The sequence below is a fragment of the Streptomyces sp. TRM64462 genome (genome assembly GCF_013362995.1).
Taxonomy (GTDB): domain Bacteria; phylum Actinomycetota; class Actinomycetes; order Streptomycetales; family Streptomycetaceae; genus Streptomyces.
Genome location: NZ_JABWDV010000458.1, coordinates 1 through 20,048 on the forward strand (window position 1 = coordinate 1; position 20,048 = coordinate 20,048).

Consider the following 20,048-nt stretch of genomic DNA (forward strand, 5'->3'; position numbering starts at 1 on the left):
TCGAGTCGATCGAGCGCTACGGCATCGAGAACCTCTCCGTCGGCAAGCGGATCACCTACGACGTGAAGGCGAACTGGAAGCTCATCATCGAGAACTTCATGGAGTGCTACCACTGCGCCACGATTCACCCCGAACTCACCGAGGTGCTCCCTGAGTTCGCGGACGGATACGCCGCCCAGTACTACGTGGGTCACGGCGCGGAGTTCGGTGAGGACGTCCAGGGCTTCACCGTCGACGGCTCCGAGGGCCTGGACCGCATCCCGGGCGTGGCCGAGGACCAGGATCGCCGCTACTACGCCATCACCGTACGGCCGCAGGTCTTCGTCAACCTCGTCCCCGACCATGTGATCTTCCACCGCATGTATCCGATGGCACCCGACCGCACGGTCGTCGAGTGCGACTGGCTGTACCTGCCGCACGTCGTGGAGAGCGGCAAGGACGTGGAGCGTTCGGTGGAGCTGTTCCACCGGGTCAATCGGCAGGACTTCGACGCCTGCGAGCGCACGCAGCCGGCGATGAGCTCGAAGGCGTACGCCAAGGGTGGCGTGCTGGTGCCCAGTGAGCACCACATCGGCGAGTTCCACGCCTGGCTGCAGAACAAGCTGGAGGCGCGTCCTTCGCACTGACCCCACCCCGAGAACGCCCGCCCACCTGCTGTGGCGGCCCCTCCGGCAGGTGGGCGGGCCATCAGGTTGCGAATCGCGCAACGTAGAGCATCATCAGAAATTGATATCGGACACCTCCCTTGACAGTGCTCGCACTGCACGGAGAGGATGTTGCGTATAGCGAATCTTGTTGTGTCATGTGAGACAACTCCCCGTCTGGAGCCGGCATGAGGAGCATCACCGTCGTCGGAGCGTCGCTGGCAGGACTGAGCGCGGTCCGCGCGCTGCGCGCAGAGGGCTATGACGGCGAGATCGTCGTCGTGGGGGAGGAGCGCCACACTCCCTACGACCGCCCCCCGCTGTCCAAGGACTTCCTCAAGGGCGACATCGACGCCGAGGGGCTCGCGCTCGGCGACGCCGACGAGTACGAGGTCCTGGACGTGCACTGGCTGCTCGGCGAGCGCGCCGTGCGGCTCGACCCCGTCGCCCGCACCGTCACCCTGGCCGGAGGACGGCATGTGCGCACCGACGGCATGGTCATAGCGACCGGCGCCAGCCCCCGGACTCTCCCCGGCGCCGACGGCCTGGCGGGCGTCCACACCCTGCGTACCCTGGACGACGCCCAGGCCCTGCGCGCCGAACTGCTCGACGGCCTGCCCCGGGTCGTCGTCATCGGCGCCGGGTTCATCGGCGCCGAGGTGGCCTCCACCGCACACCATCTCGGGCTCCACGTCACCGTCGTCGAGGCGCTCCCCGTACCCCTGGAGCGCCAACTCGGATGCGAGATGGGAATGGTGGTCTCCTCGCTCCACAGCGATCACGGCGTTCGGCTGCTGTGCGGAACCGGCGTGGCGGAACTGCTCGGCGAGGACCGCGTCACCGGAGTACGGCTGGCCGACGGGCGTGTGCTGCCCGCCGACATCGTCGTGGCCGGTGTGGGCGTGCGGCCCAACACCGACTGGCTCGCCGGCTCCGGCGTGCGGGTGGACGACGGCGTGGTGTGCGACTCCGGCTGCTCGACCGGTGTCCCCGGCGTGGTCGCCGTCGGTGACGTCGCCCGCTGCCCCAACCCGTTCACCGGACGGCACGCCCGCGTCGAGCACTGGAGCAACGCCACCGAGCAGGCGAAGCCCGCCGCCCGCACACTGCTGACCGGTGTGCCGGCCCCCGCCCCGGTCACCCCGCCGTACTTCTGGTCCGACCAGTACCAGGTCCGCATCCAGGTCGCCGGACATGTCGCCCCCGGCGCCGAGCCCGAGGTCGTCGAGGGCGACATCGACAGCCGCGCCTTCACGGCCGTCTACCGGCGCGAGGGCACCCCCGTCGCCGTGCTCTCCCTCAACCAGCCGAAGTTCTTCAACCGGCTCCGCCGCACCCTCGTCCCCGCCACCGCGGCCGTCGTGTCATGACCTCCGCGCCTCGACTCCGCCGGGAATCCGCAGAAGAGACCGCCACGAGCATTCCGCGGCACCTGCGGTACACCTGGGACCACCAGTGGCTCGTCGTGGACGAGGGCAACGCCACTGTCGGCATCACCGCGTTCGCGGCGAAGGCCCTCGGTGACGTGGTCGACCTCCGTCTCCCCGCGGTCGGCTCCTGGGTCGAGGCGGGGGACAACTGCGGACACATCGAGTCACGGACCGCCGTCAGCGGCCTGTACGCCCCCGCCTCGGGCCGGGTGCTGGAAGTCAACCCCGTGCTGGCCGGCGACCCCGGCGTCGTCAAGGCCGCTCCCTATACCGGCGGCTGGCTGTTCCGTCTGCGGGTCGAGAACATCACCGGCGCGCTGACCCCCGAGGCCTACGCCGCCCACTGTGCCCACACTCAAGGAGACCGCCGATGACCCTGTTCAACCAGCCTCTGCACGAGCTCGACCCGGAGGTGGCCGCCGCGGTCGATGCCGAGCTGGAGCGTCAGCAGTCGACCCTGGAGATGATCGCCTCGGAGAACTTCGCGCCCGTCGCCGTGTTGGAGGCGCAGGGCTCGGTCCTGACGAACAAGTACGCCGAGGGCTACCCGGGACGGCGCTACTACGGCGGCTGTGAACACGTCGACGTCGCCGAGCAGATCGCCATCGACCGGATCAAGGAGCTGTTCGGCGCCGAGTACGCCAACGTCCAGCCCCACTCGGGGGCCTCCGCCAACCAGGCCGCCCTCTTTGCCCTGGCCCAGCCCGGCGACACGATCCTGGGCCTGGACCTGGCCCACGGTGGCCACCTCACCCACGGTATGAAGATCAACTTCTCGGGCAAGCAGTTTCACGTGGTTCCGTACCACGTGGACGCCGAGTCCGGTCTGGTCGACATGGCGGAGCTGGAGCGCCTGGCCAAGGAGCACCGGCCAAAGGTGATCATCGCGGGCTGGTCGGCGTATCCGCGTCAGCTGGACTTCGCCGAGTTCCGGCGGATCGCAGACGAGGTCCAGGCGTACCTGTGGGTGGACATGGCCCACTTCGCGGGGCTGGTCGCGGCCGGGCTGCACCCCAACCCCGTCGAGTACGCGGACGTCGTCACCTCCACCACCCACAAGACCCTCGGCGGGCCGCGCGGCGGCATCATCCTCGCCAGGAAGGACTTCGCGAAGAAGCTGAACTCCTCCGTCTTCCCGGGCTTCCAGGGCGGCCCGCTGGAGCATGTGATCGCGGCCAAGGCGGTGTCCTTCAAGGTCGCCGCGTCGGAGGAGTTCAAGGAGCGTCAGCGCCGTACGGTCGAGGGCGCGAAGATCCTCGCCGAGCGGCTGACGGCCGCCGACGCCCGTGAAGCCGGGGTGAACGTGCTGTCCGGCGGCACGGACGTGCATCTGATCCTGGTCGACCTGCGCGAGTCCGAGCTGGACGGCCGGCAGGCCGAGGACCGCCTCCACGAGGTCGGCATCACGGTCAACCGCAACGCCGTCCCGAACGACCCGCGCCCGCCGATGGTGACGTCCGGTCTGCGGATCGGCACCCCGGCCCTGGCCACCCGCGGCTTCCAGGCGGAGGACTTCGCCGAGGTCGCGGACGTCATCGCCGAGGCGCTGAAGGCGCCTTCTCCCTTCGGGGCGGCCGACGCCGAAGCGCTCAAGGCCCGGGTCAGGGCCCTGGCCGACAAGCACCCGCTGTACCCCGGTCTGTAACCGACAACCTCCCGCAGGGGTGTGCCCGTGACCGCTCGGCACGCCCCGCCCATCCCCCGGAGTATGGCGTGGCAATCAGCGTCTTCGACCTGTTCTCCATCGGCATCGGCCCGTCCAGCTCGCACACCGTCGGTCCGATGCGCGCCGCCGGGATGTTCGTCGCCCGGCTCAAGCAGGACGGCGTGCTCGCCCAGACCGCCGCTGTACGGGCGGAACTGTTCGGCTCCCTCGGTGCCACGGGCCACGGCCACGGCACTCCCAAGGCCGTGCTGCTCGGCCTGGAGGGCTATGAGCCGCACACGGTCGACGTCGCCCAGGCCGACGTGGACGTCGAGCGGATCCGCGGCACCGGGCGCATCCGCCTCCTCGGTGCCGAGATCGGCCCGGCCCACGAGATCGACTTCGACGCTTCGACCCAGCTGGTCCTGCACCGTCGGCGCTCACTGCCGTACCACGCCAACGGCATGATCCTCTTCGCGTACGACGCCGACGGGGTGCCGCTGCTGGAGAAGACGTACTACTCGGTGGGCGGCGGCTTCGTCGTCGACGAGGACGCCGTCGGGGCGGGCCGGATCAAGCCCGACGACACGGTCCTGAAGTACCCCTTCCGCACGGGCGACGAACTGCTGCGCCTGACGCGGGAGACGGGCCTGTCGATCGCGTCGCTGATGCTGGAGAACGAGAAGGCCTGGCGCACCGAGGACGAGATCCGCGCGGGCCTGCTGAAGATCTGGCGCGTCATGGAGGCCTGCGTCTCCCGGGGGCTGGACCGCGAGGGCATCCTCCCCGGCGGTCTGAAGGTCCGTCGGCGGGCCGCGGCGGCGGCTCGGGCGCTGCGCAGCGAGGGCGACCCGGCGGACCGCGCCATGGAATGGGTGACCCTCTACGCGATGGCCGTCAACGAGGAGAACGCCGCGGGCGGCCGAGTCGTCACCGCTCCGACGAACGGCGCGGCGGGCATCATCCCCGCTGTCCTGCACTACTTCCTCGACTTCGTGCCGGGCGCCGACGAGGACGGCATCGTCCGCTTCCTGCTCGCGGCGGGCGCCATCGGCCTGCTCTTCAAGGAGAACGCATCCATCTCCGGCGCCGAGGTCGGCTGCCAGGGCGAGGTCGGCTCAGCCTGCTCGATGGCCGCCGGTGGTCTCGCCGAGGTGCTCGGCGGCAGCCCCGAACAGGTCGAGAACGCCGCCGAGATCGGCATGGAACACAACCTCGGCCTGACCTGCGACCCGGTCGGCGGCCTGGTCCAGATCCCGTGCATCGAGCGCAACGGCATGGCCGCGGTCAAGGCCGTCACGGCCGCCCGGATGGCCCTGCGCGGCGACGGCCGGCACCACGTCTCCCTCGACAAGGTCATCAAGACCATGAAGGAGACCGGCGCCGACATGAAGGTCAAGTACAAGGAGACCGCCCGCGGCGGCCTCGCCGTCAACGTCATCGAGTGCTGAGAGCCGGACGCGTCCGGTCAGTTCGCCCGGGAGGAGTCCGATCTGCGCGAACCGCTGCGCTCCGGGGCGCCGGACGAGGAGATCGCGCGGCTCTGGCAGCGCGCGATGTGGGGGAAGAAGGCCGGCTCCGGCCTCGACGAGCCGTCGTTCCGGCAGCCCGACCGGCCGATGTCGGCCATCGGCGGCTGACGCCCCGGGCGGAGAGCGCAACGACGTCCACAGACAGAGCGGGGAGTGAGGCCATGGGACGGGTCACCGAGCGGCGGCGCGTGCTGCGCATCCGGGACGGCGCGCCGAGCACGCGCACCGACACGCTGGTGGCGGAGGAGCCACTGGAGATCCGGCTCCGCGGCAAGCCGCTGGCGATCACCATGCGCACCCCCGGGGACGACTTCGCGCTCGCCGCCGGCTTCCTGGTCAGCGAGGGCGTCGTGAGCCGGGCCGAGGACGTGTCGAACATCGTGTATTGCGCGGGCGCCACGCAGGACGGCTCGAACACCTACAACATCGTCGACGTGCACCTCGCCCCCGGCGTACCGCTGCCCGACATCACGCTCGAACGGAACGTGTACACCACGTCGTCGTGCGGCCTGTGCGGCAAGGCCAGTCTGGACGCCGTACGGACCACTGCGCGCTGGCCGATCGCCGACACGCCTCCGGTCCGCGTCACGCCCGGGCTGCTGACTGCCCTGCCCGACCGACTGCGGGCCGCGCAGCGGGTGTTCGACCGCACCGGTGGACTGCATGCCGCCGGACTGTTCTTGCCCGAGGGGGAACTGCTGGACGTCCGGGAGGACGTCGGCCGGCACAATGCCGTCGACAAGCTGATCGGCCGCGCGCTGAGGTCCGACCGACTGCCGTTGTCCCGAACCGTTCTGCTGGTGTCCGGGCGGGCGTCGTTCGAGCTGGCCCAGAAGGCGGTGATGGCGGGCATCCCGGTGCTGGCGGCGGTCTCGGCGCCGTCCTCCCTCGCCGTGGACCTGGCGGTGGAGACGGGGCTCACGCTGATCGGCTTCCTGCGCGGCGGCTCCATGAACGTGTACGCGGGCGAGCAGCGCCTCGACCTGCGAGCCGGGGCATCGGCGGGAGCGGGTACGTGACCCGGCTCGAAGAGTTCCCGCGCAGCCGTAGCCACGTCAACACCCTCGTCGGCCCGCCCCGATCGCGGCCATCCCGCGCTTGCAGCCGCCCCCGCCGTGTCGCGATGCTCAGCGTGCACACCTCACCGCTGCACCAGCCCGGTACCGGCGACGCGGGCGGCATGAACGTCTACATCGTCGAGCTCGCCAAGCGCCTCGCCGCCATCGACATCGAGGTGGAGATCTTCACCCGGGCCACCTCCGCCGAGCTCCCGCCCAGCGTCGAGCTCACGCCGGGAGTTCTGGTACGGCACGTGGCCGCCGGACCGTACGAAGGTCTGGCCAAGGAGGACCTCCCGGCCCGGCTGTGCGCCTTCACGCACGGCGTGACGCAGGTCTGGGCCGGCCACCACCCCGGCCACTACGACCTCGTCCACTCCCACTACTGGCTCTCCGGCCACGTCGGCCGCCTCGCCGCCGAGCGCTGGGGCGTCCCGCTCGTCCACGCCATGCACACCATGGCCAAGGTCAAGAACGCCGAACTGGCCGACGACGACACCCCCGAGCCCGCCGCCCGCGTGCTCGGCGAGACCCACGTCGTACGGGCCGCCGACCGGTTGATAGCGAATACCGAAAAGGAAGCGGACGATCTGCTCCGCCACTACGACGCAGACCCCGGCCGGGTCGCCGTCGTCCACCCCGGTGTCGACCTGGAGCGCTTCCGGCCCGGCGCCCGGGGCACAGAGGCCGGACGGGCCGCGGCCCGGTCCCGGCTCGGCCTGCCGCAGGACGCGCTGATCCCGCTGTTCGTGGGCCGCATACAGCCGTTGAAGGCGCCGGACGTACTGCTGCGCGCGGTGGCCCGGCTGCTGGACGAGCGGCCCTGGCTGCGTGAGCGGATCGTGGTGCCGGTCGTGGGCGGGCCCAGCGGCAGCGGCCTGGCCGAGCCCGAAGGACTGCAGAAGCTGGCGGCCCGCCTCGGCATCTCCGACGTCGTGCTGTTCCGGCCGCCGGTCGGCCAGGACCAGCTCGCCGACTGGTACCGGGCGGCGTCCGTTCTGGTCATGCCCTCCTACAGCGAGTCCTTCGGCCTGGTGGCCGTCGAGGCGCAGGCCTGCGGCACCCCTGTGATCGCTGCTGAGGTCGGCGGCTTGCCGGTGGCGGTGAAGGACGGGGTGAGCGGCGTCCTCGTACCAGGGCACGATCCGGTGGACTACGCGGAGGCGTTGTCCGGCTTCGCCGACGATCCCGCGGGTTCCAGCCGGATGGGGGAGGCGGCAGTCCAGCACGCCCGCTCCTTCGGCTGGGATACGGCCGCGGCGACGACGGCGAACGTGTACACCGCGGCCCTGCGGGAGCGCAGGCTCCGCCGCATCTCGTGACTCCCCCGCCTGACCGCCCTCACCACACGGACGGGCGTCCACCTGCCGACACCGAGGGGAAGGTCACTCATCGCCCCGAGCCGGACGCGTCGGCGGCGTGGACCTGGCGGAGAAACGCCGTTGCCACGGTACTTCGACCGCACGGGAGTGGTAGTGCTGCCGCACCCATTGGACCGCCTCCTTGGGATTCATGCCCTCGAAGACGCAGATCGTGGAGAGCCCCGTGCCGGTCCGACCGATGCCGCCCTCGCAGCAGATCTCCACGCGTTCGCCCGCGGCGCGGTCGTAGGCGATGCGACGGCGATGGTCCCCCACGAGGACGGCCACCGGCAGCCGTAGATCCGGAGCTTTCGCGTCTCGGCGTCCCGCCCATGGTCGCCCCGCAGTCGCCCCGCACCGTGGTTTGTTGAGCGTTCACCTACCCGGTCGAAGTTTGGTGAGGCTTACCTCATAGACTGGCGCGGCTCCTGCTGCCGCGACCGGTGCCGGGGCATGACCGTCCCCTCCCGTACGACAGGATCCCCATGCGCACGACCACCTCCCGTGGCCTCCTCGCGGTCCTCGCCATCGCCCCGTTGCTGGCCGGCTGCTTCGCGCCGGGCGAAGGCGGCTCGGGCGCGGGAGCGCAGGGCGCGTCCGGCGGCCGGCTGCGGGTCGCTCTCGCGGTGCCCCCGGTGCAGGCACTCTCGCCGTACAGCAACGACGCCACCGTGCTGAGCAAGCTCTCCGTCGCGGAAGGACTCACCGCGCTGGACGAGAACGGCGCCGCCGCACCCGCCCTCGCGAAGTCCTGGCAGCGGAAGAACGACACCACCTGGACCTTCGAACTCCGCAAGGCCGACTTCCAGGACGGGACTGCGGTGACGGCCGCGTCCGTCGTCAACGCGCTCGACCACGCGGCCGCCGCCACGCCCAAGCCCCGCGTCCTCAGCGACGTGACCCTCACCGCCAAGGCCGAGGACGCCGACACCGTCACGCTCACGACGAAGACGCCCGACCCGGTCCTCCCGCTGCGCCTCGCCAGTCCCGCGCTGGGCATCCTCGCCCCCAAGGCGTACGCGAAGGACGGCACCGTCAGCCCCGTCGGCACCGGAACCGGCGCCTTCGAGATCACGAAGCTCACGGGGAAGACCAAGGCCACGCTCGACCGCTACGACGGCCACTGGGGCGGCAAGGCCAAGTCGTCCGGCATCGACATCACCTGGATCTCCGACGGCGCCGCCCGCGCCAACGCCCTGCGCGGCGGCGACGTCGACATCGCCGAGTGGATACCCACCGCACAGGCCGGGCTGCTGGCCGGGAACGCCCGCCACGAGGTGCCCTCCGTGCGGACCGACAGCCTCGTCCTCAACACGCGAAGCGGCATCTTCACCGACGCCGCCCTCCGCGCCGCCGCCCGCGAGGCCGTGGACGGTTCCGCCCTCGTCGACTCGGTGTTCGGCGGCTACGCCGACCCGGCCCAGGGCCTGTTCGGGCCCGCGGTCCCCTGGGCGGCCGGCGACCGCGTCGCGGTGACCGGCCGCGCCCAGGCCGCGACCGTGCAGCAGGTCAAGGTCAAGACCAAGGGACGCACGCTGCGCCTGGCCACCTACACCAACCGCGCCGAACTGCCCGAGGCCGCGACCGTCCTCCAGCAGCAGCTGGAGAAGGCCGGGTTCACCGTCACGCAGGACGTGCGCGAATACACGCAGATGGAAGCCGACCTCCTCGCGGGCCGGTACGACGCGCTCGTCTTCTCCCGGGTGACGCTCCTCGACACCGGTGACGCGGTCGCGTACCTCGCGAGCGACTACACCAGCGACGGCGTCTACAACATCGCCGGACTGAAGGACACCCGCGTCGACCAGGCCATCAAGGCCGCCGCCGCGGAGGGCGACACGGCCGTCCGGCACCGGAAGACCATGCGGGCCGAAGCGGAGATCCTGCGCACGGACGCGGTCGTGCCGCTGGTCCACGAGAAGGTCGTACAGGGCGTCAGCCCCGACGTCACAGGCGTGCTGCTCGACCCCCGCGAGCGGGCGCTGATCGACGTCGACACGCGCCTGAAGTAGTCGATGAGCGTGACTCCGGCACGTACCGGCGCCCGCCCTGCCCGGTGGCCCACGGGCGTCGGCCGCCTCGTCGCGGGGGCCGCCCTGCTGACGGCCGTCGCCCTGCTGCCCTGGCTGTCCGGTACCGACCCGGCGCTGACGGTCCTCCGGGCCCTCTCCGCCGACCAGGACCCGACTCCTGCCCAACTGGCCGCCGTACGCGAGCAGCTGGGCCTGGACGAAGGACCGTTCAGCCACCTCGTGCACTGGCTCGGCGGGCTGCCGCGCGGCGACGCCGGCACCTCCTGGGTGTCGGGCGAGCCGGTCCTGCCCCAGGTGGCCTCCGCCTTCGCCGTCTCCCTCACCCTGATGCTCGGCGCGCTGGCGGTCACCGTCGCGGTGGCCGCACTGGTCAGCGCCCGCACCCTGTACCTCGGCTCCCGGCGGCGGCTGCACCGGGTTCGCGCGGGCACCGGGGCCGCCGTCCTCGCCGCCCTGCCCAAGTTCCTGCTCGCCTCGCTCCTCGCCACCGTCTGCGGGGTATGGCTCGACTGGTTCCCCTCCAGCGGCTGGGAGGGACCGCAGTCGATGGTGCTGCCCGCGCTCGCCCTCGGCGTCCCGTCCGGAGCGGTGATCGGCGGGCTGCTCGACCAGGCGCTGCCCGCCGCCTTCAACGAGCCCTGGGCGCGCACCTGGTGCGCCTACGGATTCCCCTCCGGCCTCACCGCCCGGAACGCGCTGCGCCGTACGCTGGCCGGTGTACTCCCGCAGCTCCTGCCGACCGTCGTCGCCCTGGTCGGCGGCGCGGTCGCGGTGGAGAAGATCTTCAACATCCCGGGGCTCGGCCGGCTCGCCCTGGACGCCGCCATGGCCCAGGACCTCCCGCCGCTGCAGACGGCGACGCTGTTCCTGGTCCTGCTCGGCGTCACCGCCGGCCGCCTCCTGCAGGCCCTGCGCCATGCCCTGCTCGGCCCCGCCCTGCGCGACGGCGCGCTGGCCACCCTGCACCAGCCGGCCCTCCCGCGACGGCGCTCCCCCCGCCGGGTCGCCGCACTCTGCGCCGCCGCCCTGCTCACCCTGGTCGTGGCAGGACTGCTGCGCGATCCCCTGCACGTGGACACGGCCGCCCGGCTGATGCCGCCGTCCGCCGCGCACCCGCTCGGTACGGACTCCCTCGGCCGTGACCTGCTGGCCCGGCTCGGCCACGGGGCGCTGCGCACGGCCGGTGTGGCCCTCGCGGTGACCGCGGTCAGCGCCGCCGCCGGGCTGCTCGTCGGCCTGACGGCGCGGGTCGGCGCGGGCCTGACCGAGGTGGCGTCCACGCTGCCGGCCGTCCTCGCGGGACTGCTGACGACCGCGGTGACCGGCCCCTCCGTGTGGGGTGCCGCGTGCGCGGTCTGCCTGGTGGCCTGGACGCCGTACGCCGCCCAGGCCGCCGCGTTGCTGGAGGAGGAACGGGCGAGCGGTCACCTGCTCGCGTCGGTCTCCTTCGGCGCCGGCCCGCGGTATCTGCTGCGCCACCACCTGCTGCCCGCGGTCCTGCCCGCGCTCCTGCGCAACGCCCTGCTGCGGCTGCCCACCACGGTCCTCGTCCTGGCCTCCCTCGGCTTCCTGGGCCTGGGCGAGCAGCCGCCCACCCCGGAGTGGGGGCGCCTGCTGTCGGAGAACCAGCCGTACGGGGAACTGGCGCCCTGGACCGTCCTCGCCCCGGCCGGCGCGCTCGTCCTGCTGTCGGTTCTCGCCGTGTCCGCCACACCGTCGGGACGGAGCGGTACGCGCCGGTCAGGCGCGGCCTCCTGAACGGAGGGCGTGCCGCCCGATCGCTCGGGGGCACGCCCTCGGTGTACGGCTTCCGGTCAGAAGAGCGAGTACAGCAGCTTGTTCGGTGAGCCGCTGCCGGCGCTCTGGACGACGCCGGTGGTGGCGTTGGCGCTCAGGGCGTCACCGACCTGCGCCGGGGTGGCCGAGGGGTGGTCGGCCAGGTACAGCGCGGCGGCGCCTGCGACGTGCGGGCTCGCCATGGACGTGCCGCTGATGGTGGTGGTGGCGTCGTCGCCGGTGCTCCAGGCCGAGGTGATGCCCACACCGGGCGCGAAGATGTCCAGGCAGGTGCCGTAGTTGGACCAGGACGCCTTCGTGTCGGTCTTGTCGGTCGCGCCGACCGTGAGGGCCTCGGGGACGCGGGCGGGGGAGTACTTGCAGGCGTCCTGGGCCCGGCCGCCCTGGTTGCCGTTGCCCGCGGCCACGGCGTAGGTGACGCCGGAGGTGATGGAGTTCTGCACGGCGGCGTCGAGGGTGGAGTTGGCGCCGCCGCCGAGGCTCATGTTCGCCACGGCCGGCTTGACGGCGTTGGCGGTCACCCAGTCCACGCCGGCGACGACACCGGAGATGGTGCCCGAGCCGTTGCAGTCGAGGACGCGGACGCCGACGATCGAGGCGGCCTTGGCGACACCGTAGGTCGATCCGGCGGCGGTTCCGGCGACGTGGGTGCCGTGGCCGTTGCAGTCCTCGCCGTTCTGGCCGTCTCCGATCGTGTCCGTACCGATGCTCGCCCGGCCGCCGAACTCGCTGTGGCTGACGCGGACGCCGGTGTCGATGACGTACACGCGGACACCGGACGCCGTGGTGTTGTACGTGTACGAGCCGTCGAGCGGAAGCTGTCGCTGGTCGATGCGGTCGAGGCCCCAGGTGGCGTTCGACTGGGTGGTGTTGATGCGGACCCGGGAGTCCTGCTCGACGTAGGCGACGCGGGGATCGGCGGCGAGCCGGTGCGCCTGGGCGGCGGTGGTCCTCGCCGCGAAGCCGCGGACCGAGGAGCGGTACACATGGGTGACGTCGGCGTCGTGCGCGGCGGCGAGGTCGCGCGCCGCGGCGTCGACGGACGCCTTGGGCGTGTCCTTGAGGACCACGATCCAGCCGTCGGATATCGCGGTGGCCGCGGGGGCGAGGCGGACGTCCGGAGTGGGCGCCGCGGACGCGGGGGAGGCCGCGAGAAGTCCTGCGGCGAGAGCGGTGGCGGAAATGAGCGCGCGGAGTGGTCGCGCGGGGGATCTCATCGGTCAACCAGACCTTTCGTTGTCCGGGTTACGGGCAATGACGGGCCGTGCGGTGTGCAGCCGCCCGGGGTCTCCGGGTGGCTCCGGTCGACGGGTGGTCAGGCCGTTCACCGGTGGTGCGCGCCGATGCACCGCCGGCACGGTGTGTCCGGTGGGGCGGGGCGCGGCCGCAACCTTGGCATGGTCACTTCATGCGGGGCAAGGGGTGTGGACCGATCCGGAGCGACTTGGAGCGCTCCGGAGCGATCCGCGCCGGAAGTCGTGCGCGAAGGCGCAGCGTGTGCCGGGATGCGTTGCGGGCTTGGCGGGATTTCGACTTGCGTCCGACCGATGGGGCCATTTCGGCTTTGGATTAGGTTAGGCTAACCTCTGCTGCGTGCAAGCTGCTGAAGAGACCTCCGCGGCCGCCCGGCCCCGCGGTCATGAACTCTCGGCCACGGGCGTCACCGTGGCGTACGAAGGCGTCGACGTCGTCCACGACGCCTCGATGACGCTGCGGCCCGGCCATGTGACCGTCCTGGTCGGACCGAACGGCAGCGGCAAGTCGACGCTCCTGCGCACGATCGCACGTCTGCAGCGGCCCAGGACCGCCGCACTCGTCATCGACGCCGACACCGACGGCCTCGCGCTGAGCCCCCGTGAGTTCTCACGCCGCGTGGCCCTGCTGACGCAGGGGCGGCCCACGCCCAGCGGGCTGACCGTTCGCGACGTCGTCGAGTTCGGCCGCTACCCGTACCGGGGCCGCTGGGGCAAGGCCGACCCGGACGGCCCCGCCGCGGTGGACCGCGCACTCGCCCTGACGGGCGTCGCGGAACTCGCCGACCGGGGAGCCGAACACCTCTCGGGCGGGCAGCTCCAGCGGGTCTGGCTCGCCGGCTGCCTCGCACAGGAGACCGGCGTACTCCTCCTCGACGAGCCGACCACCTACCTGGACCTGCGCTATCAGGTCGAACTCCTCGACCTCATGCGCGATCTGGCGGACGACCACGGCATCGCCGTGGGCGCCGTCCTGCACGACCTCGACCAGGCCGCGGCCGTCGCCGACCGGATCGTCCTGCTCCACGCGGGAAGGATCGTCGCCGACGGCCTCCCCGAGGACGTGCTGACGGCGGAGCGGCTGACCGACACGTACGGCATCCGCGTCGACGTCGACACCGACCCCCTCACCGGCCGACTGCGCACCCGCGCGATCGGCCGGCACCACACGCGAAGCGAAAGGCTCAGTACCCCCTCATGAGACGCCTCCTCCTCACCGCGGCGGCCGCCACCGCCGCGGCCCTCACCCTGACCGCCTGCGGGACGACCGAGCCCGCCGCCGACGACAAGGCGAAGAAGACCGCCGAGAAGATCACCCTCACCGACGCCTCCGGCAAGGACGTCGTACTGAACGGCCCCGCCAAGAAGGTCGTCGGCACCGAGTGGCACGAGGTCGAGCTGCTGGTCTCGCTGGGCGTCGACCCCGTCGGCGTCGCCGACGTCAAGGGTTACAAGACCTGGGACTCCGCGGTCCCGCTGAGGAACGAGCCGAAGGACATCGGCACCCGCGGTGAGCCGAGCATGGACACCATCGCCGCACTGAAGCCGGACCTCATCGTCGCCAGCACCGACCTGCCCCCGGCCGCCGTCAAGCAGCTGCGCGACGTCGCCCCGGTGGTGGAGGTCAAGTCCGCCGACGCGGCCGACCCGATCGGCCAGATGACGAAGAACCTCGACCTGCTCGCCCAGGCCACCGGTACCACCGAGAGGGCCACCGAGCTCAAGAAGACGTTCGAGGCCAAGATCGAGGAGGGCAAGAAGGCCCTCGCCGGCGCCGGCCTCGCCGGCGCGAAGGTCGCGTTCGCCGACGGCTACGTGGTCTCCAACCAGGCCTCCATCCGCCCCTTCACCAGCGGTTCGCTCATCGGCGCTGTCAACGAGCGGCTCGGCCTGAAGAACGACTGGACGGTCAAGGGCGACCCGGCATACGGCCTCGGCACGACCGACGTCGAGGGCCTGACCAAGCTGAGCGCCGACGTGCACTTCGCCTACATCGGCAACGCGGGCGACAAGAACAGCACCCCGTTCACCGGCGTGCTCGCCAAGGACAAGGTGTGGACCTCGCTGCCGTTCGTGAAGAAGGGCAATGTCCACCGCCTGCCCGACGGCATCTGGATGTTCGGCGGTCCCGAGTCGATGAACAAGTACATCGACTCGATCATCGCCCTGACGAAGAAGTAGCACCATGGCCGTCACCGCGACAACCCCCGCCACCCGTCCGTCGCCGGCCACGTCCCGGACGGGCGCGGCCGCGGTGACGGCCGCCCTGGTCCTGCTGGTCGCCGCCCTCGCGCTGGTCGACCTCACCCAGGGCACGGCCGCGGTCGGCGCCCCCGAGGTCTGGAAGGCGCTCACCGGCCGGGCCGACCCCGCCGACGCGTCCGTCGTCGTCGCCTCGCGGCTGCCGCGCATGGCCGCCGGGCTGCTCGTCGGCGTCGTGCTCGGCATGGCGGGCGCCGCCCTGCAGGCGGTCAGCCGCAACGTCCTCGCGTCGCCCGACACCCTCGCCGTCAACGCCGGCTCGTACCTGGCCCTCGGGCTGGCCGCCGCCACCGGCGTCTCGCTGCCGCTGCTCGCGTCCTCCGGCGTCGCGTTCGCCGGCGGCCTCGCGGCGGCCGCCGTCGTGCTCGGGCTGTCCGGCCTGGGCGCCGGCACGGTCCGGCTCGTCCTCGCGGGCAGCGCCCTCACCCTCGGCCTCATCGCCGTCACCGAGGGGCTGCTCCTGCTGTTCCCCCAGCAGACCCAGGGCCTCTACGCGTGGAACCAGGGGAGCATCTCCCAGAACGGGTTCGACGGCGTGCTCCAGATGGCGCCCGTCGGGCTCGCCGGCCTCGCCGGGCTGCTGCTCATCGCCCGCCGCGTCGACGCCCTGGCCCTCGGCGAGGACGCCGCCCGCGGCCTCGGCGTCCCCGTCCGCGCCACCCGCGTCACCGCCGTCGTGCTCTCGGCCCTGCTCTCCACGGCGGCCGTCACCCTCGCCGGACCGATCGGCTTCGTCGGCCTGTGCGCCCCCGCCCTCGTCCGGCCCCTCACCCGCAGGTTCCGCGCGTTCACCCGCACCCGGGCGAGCGTTCCGACGGCCGGCCTGGCCGGTGCGGCGCTCGTCCTCGGCTCGGACGTACTGCTGCGCGCCGTCGTGCCGGCGGACGTCGCGGTCGCCGTGCCGACCGGCGTCGTCACCAGCCTCGCCGGCGCCGTCTTCCTGATCGTGATGGCGACGAGGGTGCGGGACACTGCCGGTGCCGCCGCCTCCGACCGGCTGCGCATCCGGAGCAGGGCCGTCTTCCTCACCACCGCGGCCGTCCTGGCCGCCGTGCTCGTCGGCGTGACGATCGCCGCCGTCCTGCTCGGCGACGCCACACTGCTCCTGGGCGACGTGATGAACTGGGCCCAGGGCCGCGCCGGGCAGACCATCACCTTCGTCCTCGACACCCGCGTGCCGCGCGTCCTCGCCGCCCTCCTCGCGGGCGCGGCACTCGCCCTGGCCGGGACGCTCGTCCAGGCCGTGACCCGCAATCCGCTCGCCGAACCCGGTGTCCTGGGCGTCTCCGGCGGGGCCGCGCTCGGCGCCGTCCTCCTGGTCACGACCGTGCCCCTGGCGGGCCCCTGGGGCGTGGCCGGTGCGGCCTTCGCGGGCGCCGCGACCAGCTCCGTCCTCGTCTTCGGGCTCGCCGCGCGGGGCGGGTTCCAGCAGAACCGTCTCGTCCTCGTCGGCTTCGGTGTCGCCACCGGGGCATCCGCCCTGATCAGTCTGCTCATCATCCTCACCGACCCCTTCAACGCGACGAAGGCGCTCACCTGGCTGTCGGGCTCCACCTACGGCCGGACCCTCCCGGACGTGGTGCCCCTCGCGGCGGTGCTCGCCGTCGGCGTGACCCTCGCGGTGACGCGGCGCACGGAACTCGACCTGGTGTCACTGGACGAGGACACCCCGCGGCTCCTCGGACTCGACCCGGGACGCAGCCGCCTCGGCTTCCTCGTCCTGAGCGTCCTGCTCAGCGCCACCGCCGTGGCCGCCGCCGGCACGATCGGCTTCGTGGGACTCGTCGCACCGCACGCGGCCCGGGCCCTGGTGGGCCGGCAGCACGCCCGGGTCGTGCCGGTCGCGGTACTCCTCGGCGCCCTCCTCGTCTGCACGGCGGACCTGGTGGGCCGCACCGTGATCGCACCCGCCCAGCTCGGCGCCGGCCTCATGACCGCCGTGATCGGCACGCCGTACTTTCTCCACCTCCTGGTACGCAGCCGCCGGTAGCGCACGCGCGTCCGCGAGGAAGCCGCCCGCGGTACCGCGCGCTCCGGTGGAAGGCCCGCGCCGACAGCGGGACAATTCATGTGATAACCGTTTCGGTTTCGCCTTGCGGGAGGACCGCTCATGCGCGTGTTCTCAGGCCGCGGCCCGGTGCTCCTCTCCGGGGTCGTGCTCGCGTCGCTCTGGCTCTGCGGATGCGGGGCCGCGGGGACGCCCACCACCGCTCCCACCATCGCTCCGACCACCGCTCCCGCGGAGCCCACACCGTCCGCCGCTGTCCCGGTCGTCGCCTCGACCAACGTGTACGGGGACGTCGCGGAGCGCGTCGGCGGAGACCTGGTCAGGGTGGTCTCGCTCATCAGCGACCCGGCGCAGGACCCGCACGCGTACGAGGCGGGGACACGCAACCAGCTGGAGCTGTCCCGGGCGAAGGTCGTCGTGGAGAACGGCGGCGGCTACGACGACTTCGTCGGCCAGATGCTGCGCGGCGCGCGGAACTCCTCGGCCGAGGTCGTCAACGCCGTGGAGGTGTCCGGCAAGGCCCCGGACGACGGCGGCGAGTTCAACGAGCACGTGTGGTACGACCTGCCGACCATGGGCCGGCTCGCCGACCGTATCGCCGACGCCCTCGCGAAGGCCGCCCCGGCGGATGCCGACGTCTTCCGGAAGAACGCCACGGCGTTCAAGGAGGAGCTGCGGGCCGTCCAGACCGAGGAGGCGCGGATCAAGAACGAGCACGGGGGCACCGCCGTCGCGGTCACCGAGCCCGTACCGCTGTACATGATCGAGGCGTGCGGACTGCGGAACGTCACGCCGCCGGCCTTCAGCGAGGCGGTCGAGGAAGGCGAGGAGGTCTCCCCACGAGTCCTGCGCGAGACGCTCGGCCTGTTCGCCGACGCTACGGCAGACGTGCTGGTCCACAACGAGCAGACGTCGAGCCCGCAGACCGAGCGGGTGGAGCAGGCGGCCCGGGACCACGGAGTCCCGGTCGTCCCCGTCACCGAGACGCTGCCCCCGGGCAAGGACTACGTCGCCTGGATGACCGCCAACGTGGACGCGCTCCGGCGCGCCCTGGAGAAGTAGCCGCCACCGGATACGCCATGGACCGTACGGAGGCCATCGCGCCGCTCCACGATCGCAGCGCCCGCGGCGAGGCCCGCCGCGAGGCCCGCGGCGAGGCCCGCAGTGACGCAGGCGGCGCCGCCCCGGTGATCAGCCTGCGCGGCGGAACGCTCGCCTACGGTGGCCGGGTGCTGTGGCAGGGGCTGGACCTGGACGTGTGGCCCGGCGAGTTCCTGGCGGTGCTGGGCCCGAACGGCTCCGGCAAGACCAGCCTGCTGCGCGTGGTCCTGGGCCTGCGCCGGCTGACCGCGGGCTCCGTCACGGTGCTCGGCCGCGCTCCGGGGAACGTGGGGCGGGACATCGGGTACGTTCCGCAGCACCGGGCGCTGCCCGCGCACACCCTGGTGCGGGCCCGGGACGTCGTACGGCTCGGCATGGACGGGCACCGGTGGGGCCCCCGGCCCGCCCGCCGCCGCGCGGACCGCCGGCACCGCGCGGACGAACTCCTGGAGGCGGTCGGGGCGGCGTCGTTCGCGGACGTACCCCTCGGCCGGCTCTCCGGCGGCGAACAGCAGCGCGTCCGTGTCGCCCAGGCCCTCGCCACGGACCCGCGCGTCCTGCTGTGCGACGAGCCGCTGCTGTCCCTGGACCTGCAGTACCAGCGCGCGGTGACCGGGCTGATCGATCAGCGGCGGCGGACCGCCGGCACGGCCGTCGTCTTCGTGACGCACGAGATCAACCCCGTGCTCGGGATGGTGGACCGGGTGCTCTATCTGGCTCCTGGCGGATTCCGGATCGGCCCGCCGGACCAGGTGATGACCACGTCCACCCTGTCCGAGCTGTACGGGACGCGGGTCGACGTCGTGCGGGTCAGGGACCGCGTGGTGGTCGTCGGCGCACCCGACGCCGCCATGACCCACAACCACGGGAACGGGCCGACCGGCAACGGCAACGGCAATGGCCCCGGCAACGGCAATGGCCCCGGCACCGTCGAGGGCGGACGGACATGACGGGACCCGCGCCCTTCGCGGACGCGGCCGGCGTCGCGCAGGACGACCGCCGCGGCCTGTGGCGGGAGGTCTTCGACTTCGGCGACTACGGAGATCTGCTGGTCCTGGTCCAGAGCTCCCTGGTCGCCGGCGTGCTGCTCGGGCTCGTCGGAGGGCTCGCCGGCGTTTTCGTGCTCATGCGGGATCTGCCGTTCGCCGTGCACGGCATCAGCGAACTGTCCTTCGCAGGAGCCGCCGCGGCGCTGCTGCTCGGCCTGAACGTCGTGGCCGGGTCCATCGTCGGCTCCCTGCTGGCCGCCGCCGCGATCGGCGTCCTCGGCGTCCGGGCACGGGACCGCAACTCCGTCATCGGCATCATCCTGCCGTTCGGACTGGGCCTCGGCGTGCTCTTCCTGTCGCTCTACCAAGGCCGGGCGGCGAACAAGTTCGGTCTGCTGACCGGCCAGATCATCGCCGTCGACACCCCCCAGCTCACCTGGCTCGCCGGCACCTCCGCAGTGGTGCTCCTCGCCCTGATGCTGCTGTGGAGGCCGCTGACCTTCGCCAGCGTCGACCCGGAGGTCGCGGAGGCCCGCGGTGTGCCCGTACGCGCGCTGTCCCTGGCGTTCATGCTGGTCCTCGGGCTGGCGGTGGCCCTGTGCGTGCAGATCGTGGGCGCTCTGCTGGTGCTGTCGCTGCTCGTCACGCCCGCCGCCGCGGCGGCTCGGGTCACGGCTTCGGCCGTGCTGCTGCCCGTCCTGAGCGTCGTCTTCGCGCTCGTGGCCATGGAGGGAGGCATGCTGCTCTCCCTCGGCAGCAGCGTCCCCGTCTCCCCGTACGTCACGACGATCTCCTTCCTGATCTATCTCACCTGCCGCCTGTACGGCACGAAGCGGGGCCTCCGACTCGCCCGGACGCGAAGTGCGGGCGCAGACTGAAGGTGGGGCCGCGCGGTCACAAGGCCCACATCACCGAACCGATCCCGAACCCTCAGG

General features: G+C 72.4%; 17 protein-coding genes and 1 pseudogene. 16 read left to right on the top strand and 2 right to left on the bottom strand.

The window, feature by feature from the left end:
* The 8 genes and pseudogenes from HTZ82_RS29930 to mshA all read left to right on the top strand — a co-directional run.
* Positions 1-626, top strand: a 626-nt coding sequence (locus tag HTZ82_RS29930; RefSeq protein WP_254712211.1) for an RHO alpha subunit C-terminal catalytic domain-containing protein, incomplete at its 5' end; no start/stop codon positions are given.
* A 206-nt stretch (positions 627-832) separates the two neighbouring features.
* Positions 833-2,014 carry an NAD(P)/FAD-dependent oxidoreductase gene (locus tag HTZ82_RS29935; RefSeq protein ID WP_175412534.1) on the top strand — a complete coding sequence of 394 codons (1,182 nt, stop codon included), beginning with the start codon at positions 833-835 and terminating at the stop codon, positions 2,012-2,014.
* Complete coding sequence (locus tag HTZ82_RS29940) at positions 2,011-2,448, top strand: glycine cleavage system protein H (RefSeq protein ID WP_175412535.1); 438 nt, start codon at positions 2,011-2,013, stop codon at positions 2,446-2,448. Before HTZ82_RS29935 ends, HTZ82_RS29940 begins: the two co-directional genes overlap by 4 nt.
* A complete protein-coding gene (gene glyA / locus HTZ82_RS29945; RefSeq protein WP_175412536.1) occupies positions 2,445-3,719 on the top strand; it encodes a serine hydroxymethyltransferase in 1,275 nt (424 codons plus the stop codon). Before HTZ82_RS29940 ends, glyA begins: the two co-directional genes overlap by 4 nt.
* Before the next feature lie 68 nt (positions 3,720-3,787).
* A complete protein-coding gene (locus tag HTZ82_RS29950) occupies positions 3,788-5,170 on the top strand; it encodes an L-serine ammonia-lyase (RefSeq protein ID WP_175412537.1) in 1,383 nt (460 codons plus the stop codon).
* A 16-nt stretch (positions 5,171-5,186) separates the two neighbouring features.
* Positions 5,187-5,359 (top strand): annotated as a pseudogene (locus tag HTZ82_RS29955) (GTP 3',8-cyclase MoaA); the annotation flags it as partial.
* A gap of 53 nt (positions 5,360-5,412) precedes the next feature.
* Positions 5,413-6,270, top strand: coding sequence for a formate dehydrogenase accessory sulfurtransferase FdhD (fdhD, locus tag HTZ82_RS29960; protein WP_175412538.1), 858 nt, complete (start codon positions 5,413-5,415; stop codon positions 6,268-6,270).
* Positions 6,267-7,631 carry a D-inositol-3-phosphate glycosyltransferase gene (mshA, locus tag HTZ82_RS29965; protein ID WP_309235777.1) on the top strand — a complete coding sequence of 455 codons (1,365 nt, stop codon included), beginning with the start codon at positions 6,267-6,269 and terminating at the stop codon, positions 7,629-7,631. The genes fdhD and mshA overlap by 4 nt, the downstream gene beginning before the upstream one ends.
* 63 nt (positions 7,632-7,694) lie before the next feature.
* On the opposite strand, the gene HTZ82_RS29970 is transcribed toward mshA, so the two are convergent.
* Positions 7,695-7,946, bottom strand: a complete 252-nt coding sequence (locus HTZ82_RS29970) for a hypothetical protein (protein ID WP_254712212.1) — start codon at positions 7,944-7,946, stop codon at positions 7,695-7,697.
* 209 nt (positions 7,947-8,155) lie between these two features.
* On the opposite strand from HTZ82_RS29970, the gene HTZ82_RS29975 reads away from it, so the two are divergent.
* Positions 8,156-9,682: an ABC transporter substrate-binding protein gene (locus HTZ82_RS29975; RefSeq protein WP_175412540.1), complete on the top strand. Its 1,527-nt coding sequence runs from the start codon at positions 8,156-8,158 to the stop codon at positions 9,680-9,682.
* Between the two features lie 3 nt (positions 9,683-9,685).
* The gene (locus HTZ82_RS29980; protein ID WP_175412541.1) at positions 9,686-11,461 is read left to right on the top strand and encodes an ABC transporter permease subunit; all 1,776 of its coding nucleotides are present in this window, start codon (positions 9,686-9,688) and stop codon (positions 11,459-11,461) included.
* 56 nt (positions 11,462-11,517) lie between these two features.
* On the opposite strand, the gene HTZ82_RS29985 is transcribed toward HTZ82_RS29980, so the two are convergent.
* Positions 11,518-12,717 carry a S8 family peptidase gene (locus HTZ82_RS29985; RefSeq protein WP_175412542.1) on the bottom strand — a complete coding sequence of 400 codons (1,200 nt, stop codon included), beginning with the start codon at positions 12,715-12,717 and terminating at the stop codon, positions 11,518-11,520.
* Positions 12,718-13,093: 376 nt separating this feature from the next.
* On the opposite strand from HTZ82_RS29985, the gene HTZ82_RS29990 reads away from it, so the two are divergent.
* The 6 genes from HTZ82_RS29990 (at position 13,094) to HTZ82_RS30015 (ending at position 19,991) form a co-directional block, all read left to right on the top strand.
* On the top strand, positions 13,094-13,954 hold the full coding sequence (locus HTZ82_RS29990; RefSeq protein WP_175412543.1) for an ABC transporter ATP-binding protein: 861 nt from the start codon (positions 13,094-13,096) through the stop codon (positions 13,952-13,954).
* The gene (locus HTZ82_RS29995) at positions 13,951-14,934 is read left to right on the top strand and encodes an iron-siderophore ABC transporter substrate-binding protein (RefSeq protein ID WP_175412544.1); all 984 of its coding nucleotides are present in this window, start codon (positions 13,951-13,953) and stop codon (positions 14,932-14,934) included. Before HTZ82_RS29990 ends, HTZ82_RS29995 begins: the two co-directional genes overlap by 4 nt.
* 4 nt (positions 14,935-14,938) lie before the next feature.
* Positions 14,939-17,005, top strand: coding sequence for an iron ABC transporter permease (locus tag HTZ82_RS30000; RefSeq protein ID WP_175412545.1), 2,067 nt, complete (start codon positions 14,939-14,941; stop codon positions 17,003-17,005).
* A gap of 120 nt (positions 17,006-17,125) precedes the next feature.
* Positions 17,126-18,085, top strand: coding sequence for a metal ABC transporter solute-binding protein, Zn/Mn family (locus HTZ82_RS30005; protein WP_175412546.1), 960 nt, complete (start codon positions 17,126-17,128; stop codon positions 18,083-18,085).
* A gap of 17 nt (positions 18,086-18,102) precedes the next feature.
* Positions 18,103-19,074 (top strand): metal ABC transporter ATP-binding protein, encoded by a 972-nt coding sequence (locus HTZ82_RS30010; protein ID WP_175412547.1) that lies wholly within the window; start codon positions 18,103-18,105, stop codon positions 19,072-19,074.
* Positions 19,071-19,991 carry a metal ABC transporter permease gene (locus HTZ82_RS30015; protein WP_175412548.1) on the top strand — a complete coding sequence of 307 codons (921 nt, stop codon included), beginning with the start codon at positions 19,071-19,073 and terminating at the stop codon, positions 19,989-19,991. The genes HTZ82_RS30010 and HTZ82_RS30015 overlap by 4 nt, the downstream gene beginning before the upstream one ends.
* Positions 19,992-20,048 lie beyond the last annotated feature (57 nt).

Excerpts from the sequence above, each read along its gene's own strand:
- HTZ82_RS29935 (WP_175412534.1), top strand. The coding sequence starts at position 833 with ATGAGGAGCATCACCGTCGTCGGAGCGTCGCTGGCAGGACTGAGCGCG.
- HTZ82_RS29940 (WP_175412535.1), top strand. The coding sequence starts at position 2,011 with ATGACCTCCGCGCCTCGACTCCGCCGGGAATCCGCAGAAGAGACCGCC.
- glyA (WP_175412536.1), top strand. The coding sequence starts at position 2,445 with ATGACCCTGTTCAACCAGCCTCTGCACGAGCTCGACCCGGAGGTGGCC.
- fdhD (WP_175412538.1), top strand. The coding sequence starts at position 5,413 with ATGGGACGGGTCACCGAGCGGCGGCGCGTGCTGCGCATCCGGGACGGC.
- HTZ82_RS29975 (WP_175412540.1), top strand. The coding sequence starts at position 8,156 with ATGCGCACGACCACCTCCCGTGGCCTCCTCGCGGTCCTCGCCATCGCC.
- HTZ82_RS29980 (WP_175412541.1), top strand. The coding sequence starts at position 9,686 with ATGAGCGTGACTCCGGCACGTACCGGCGCCCGCCCTGCCCGGTGGCCC.
- HTZ82_RS29985 (WP_175412542.1), bottom strand. The coding sequence starts at position 12,717 with ATGAGATCCCCCGCGCGACCACTCCGCGCGCTCATTTCCGCCACCGCT.
- HTZ82_RS29995 (WP_175412544.1), top strand. The coding sequence starts at position 13,951 with ATGAGACGCCTCCTCCTCACCGCGGCGGCCGCCACCGCCGCGGCCCTC.
- HTZ82_RS30000 (WP_175412545.1), top strand. The coding sequence starts at position 14,939 with ATGGCCGTCACCGCGACAACCCCCGCCACCCGTCCGTCGCCGGCCACG.
- HTZ82_RS30005 (WP_175412546.1), top strand. The coding sequence starts at position 17,126 with ATGCGCGTGTTCTCAGGCCGCGGCCCGGTGCTCCTCTCCGGGGTCGTG.
- HTZ82_RS30010 (WP_175412547.1), top strand. The coding sequence starts at position 18,103 with ATGGACCGTACGGAGGCCATCGCGCCGCTCCACGATCGCAGCGCCCGC.
- HTZ82_RS30015 (WP_175412548.1), top strand. The coding sequence starts at position 19,071 with ATGACGGGACCCGCGCCCTTCGCGGACGCGGCCGGCGTCGCGCAGGAC.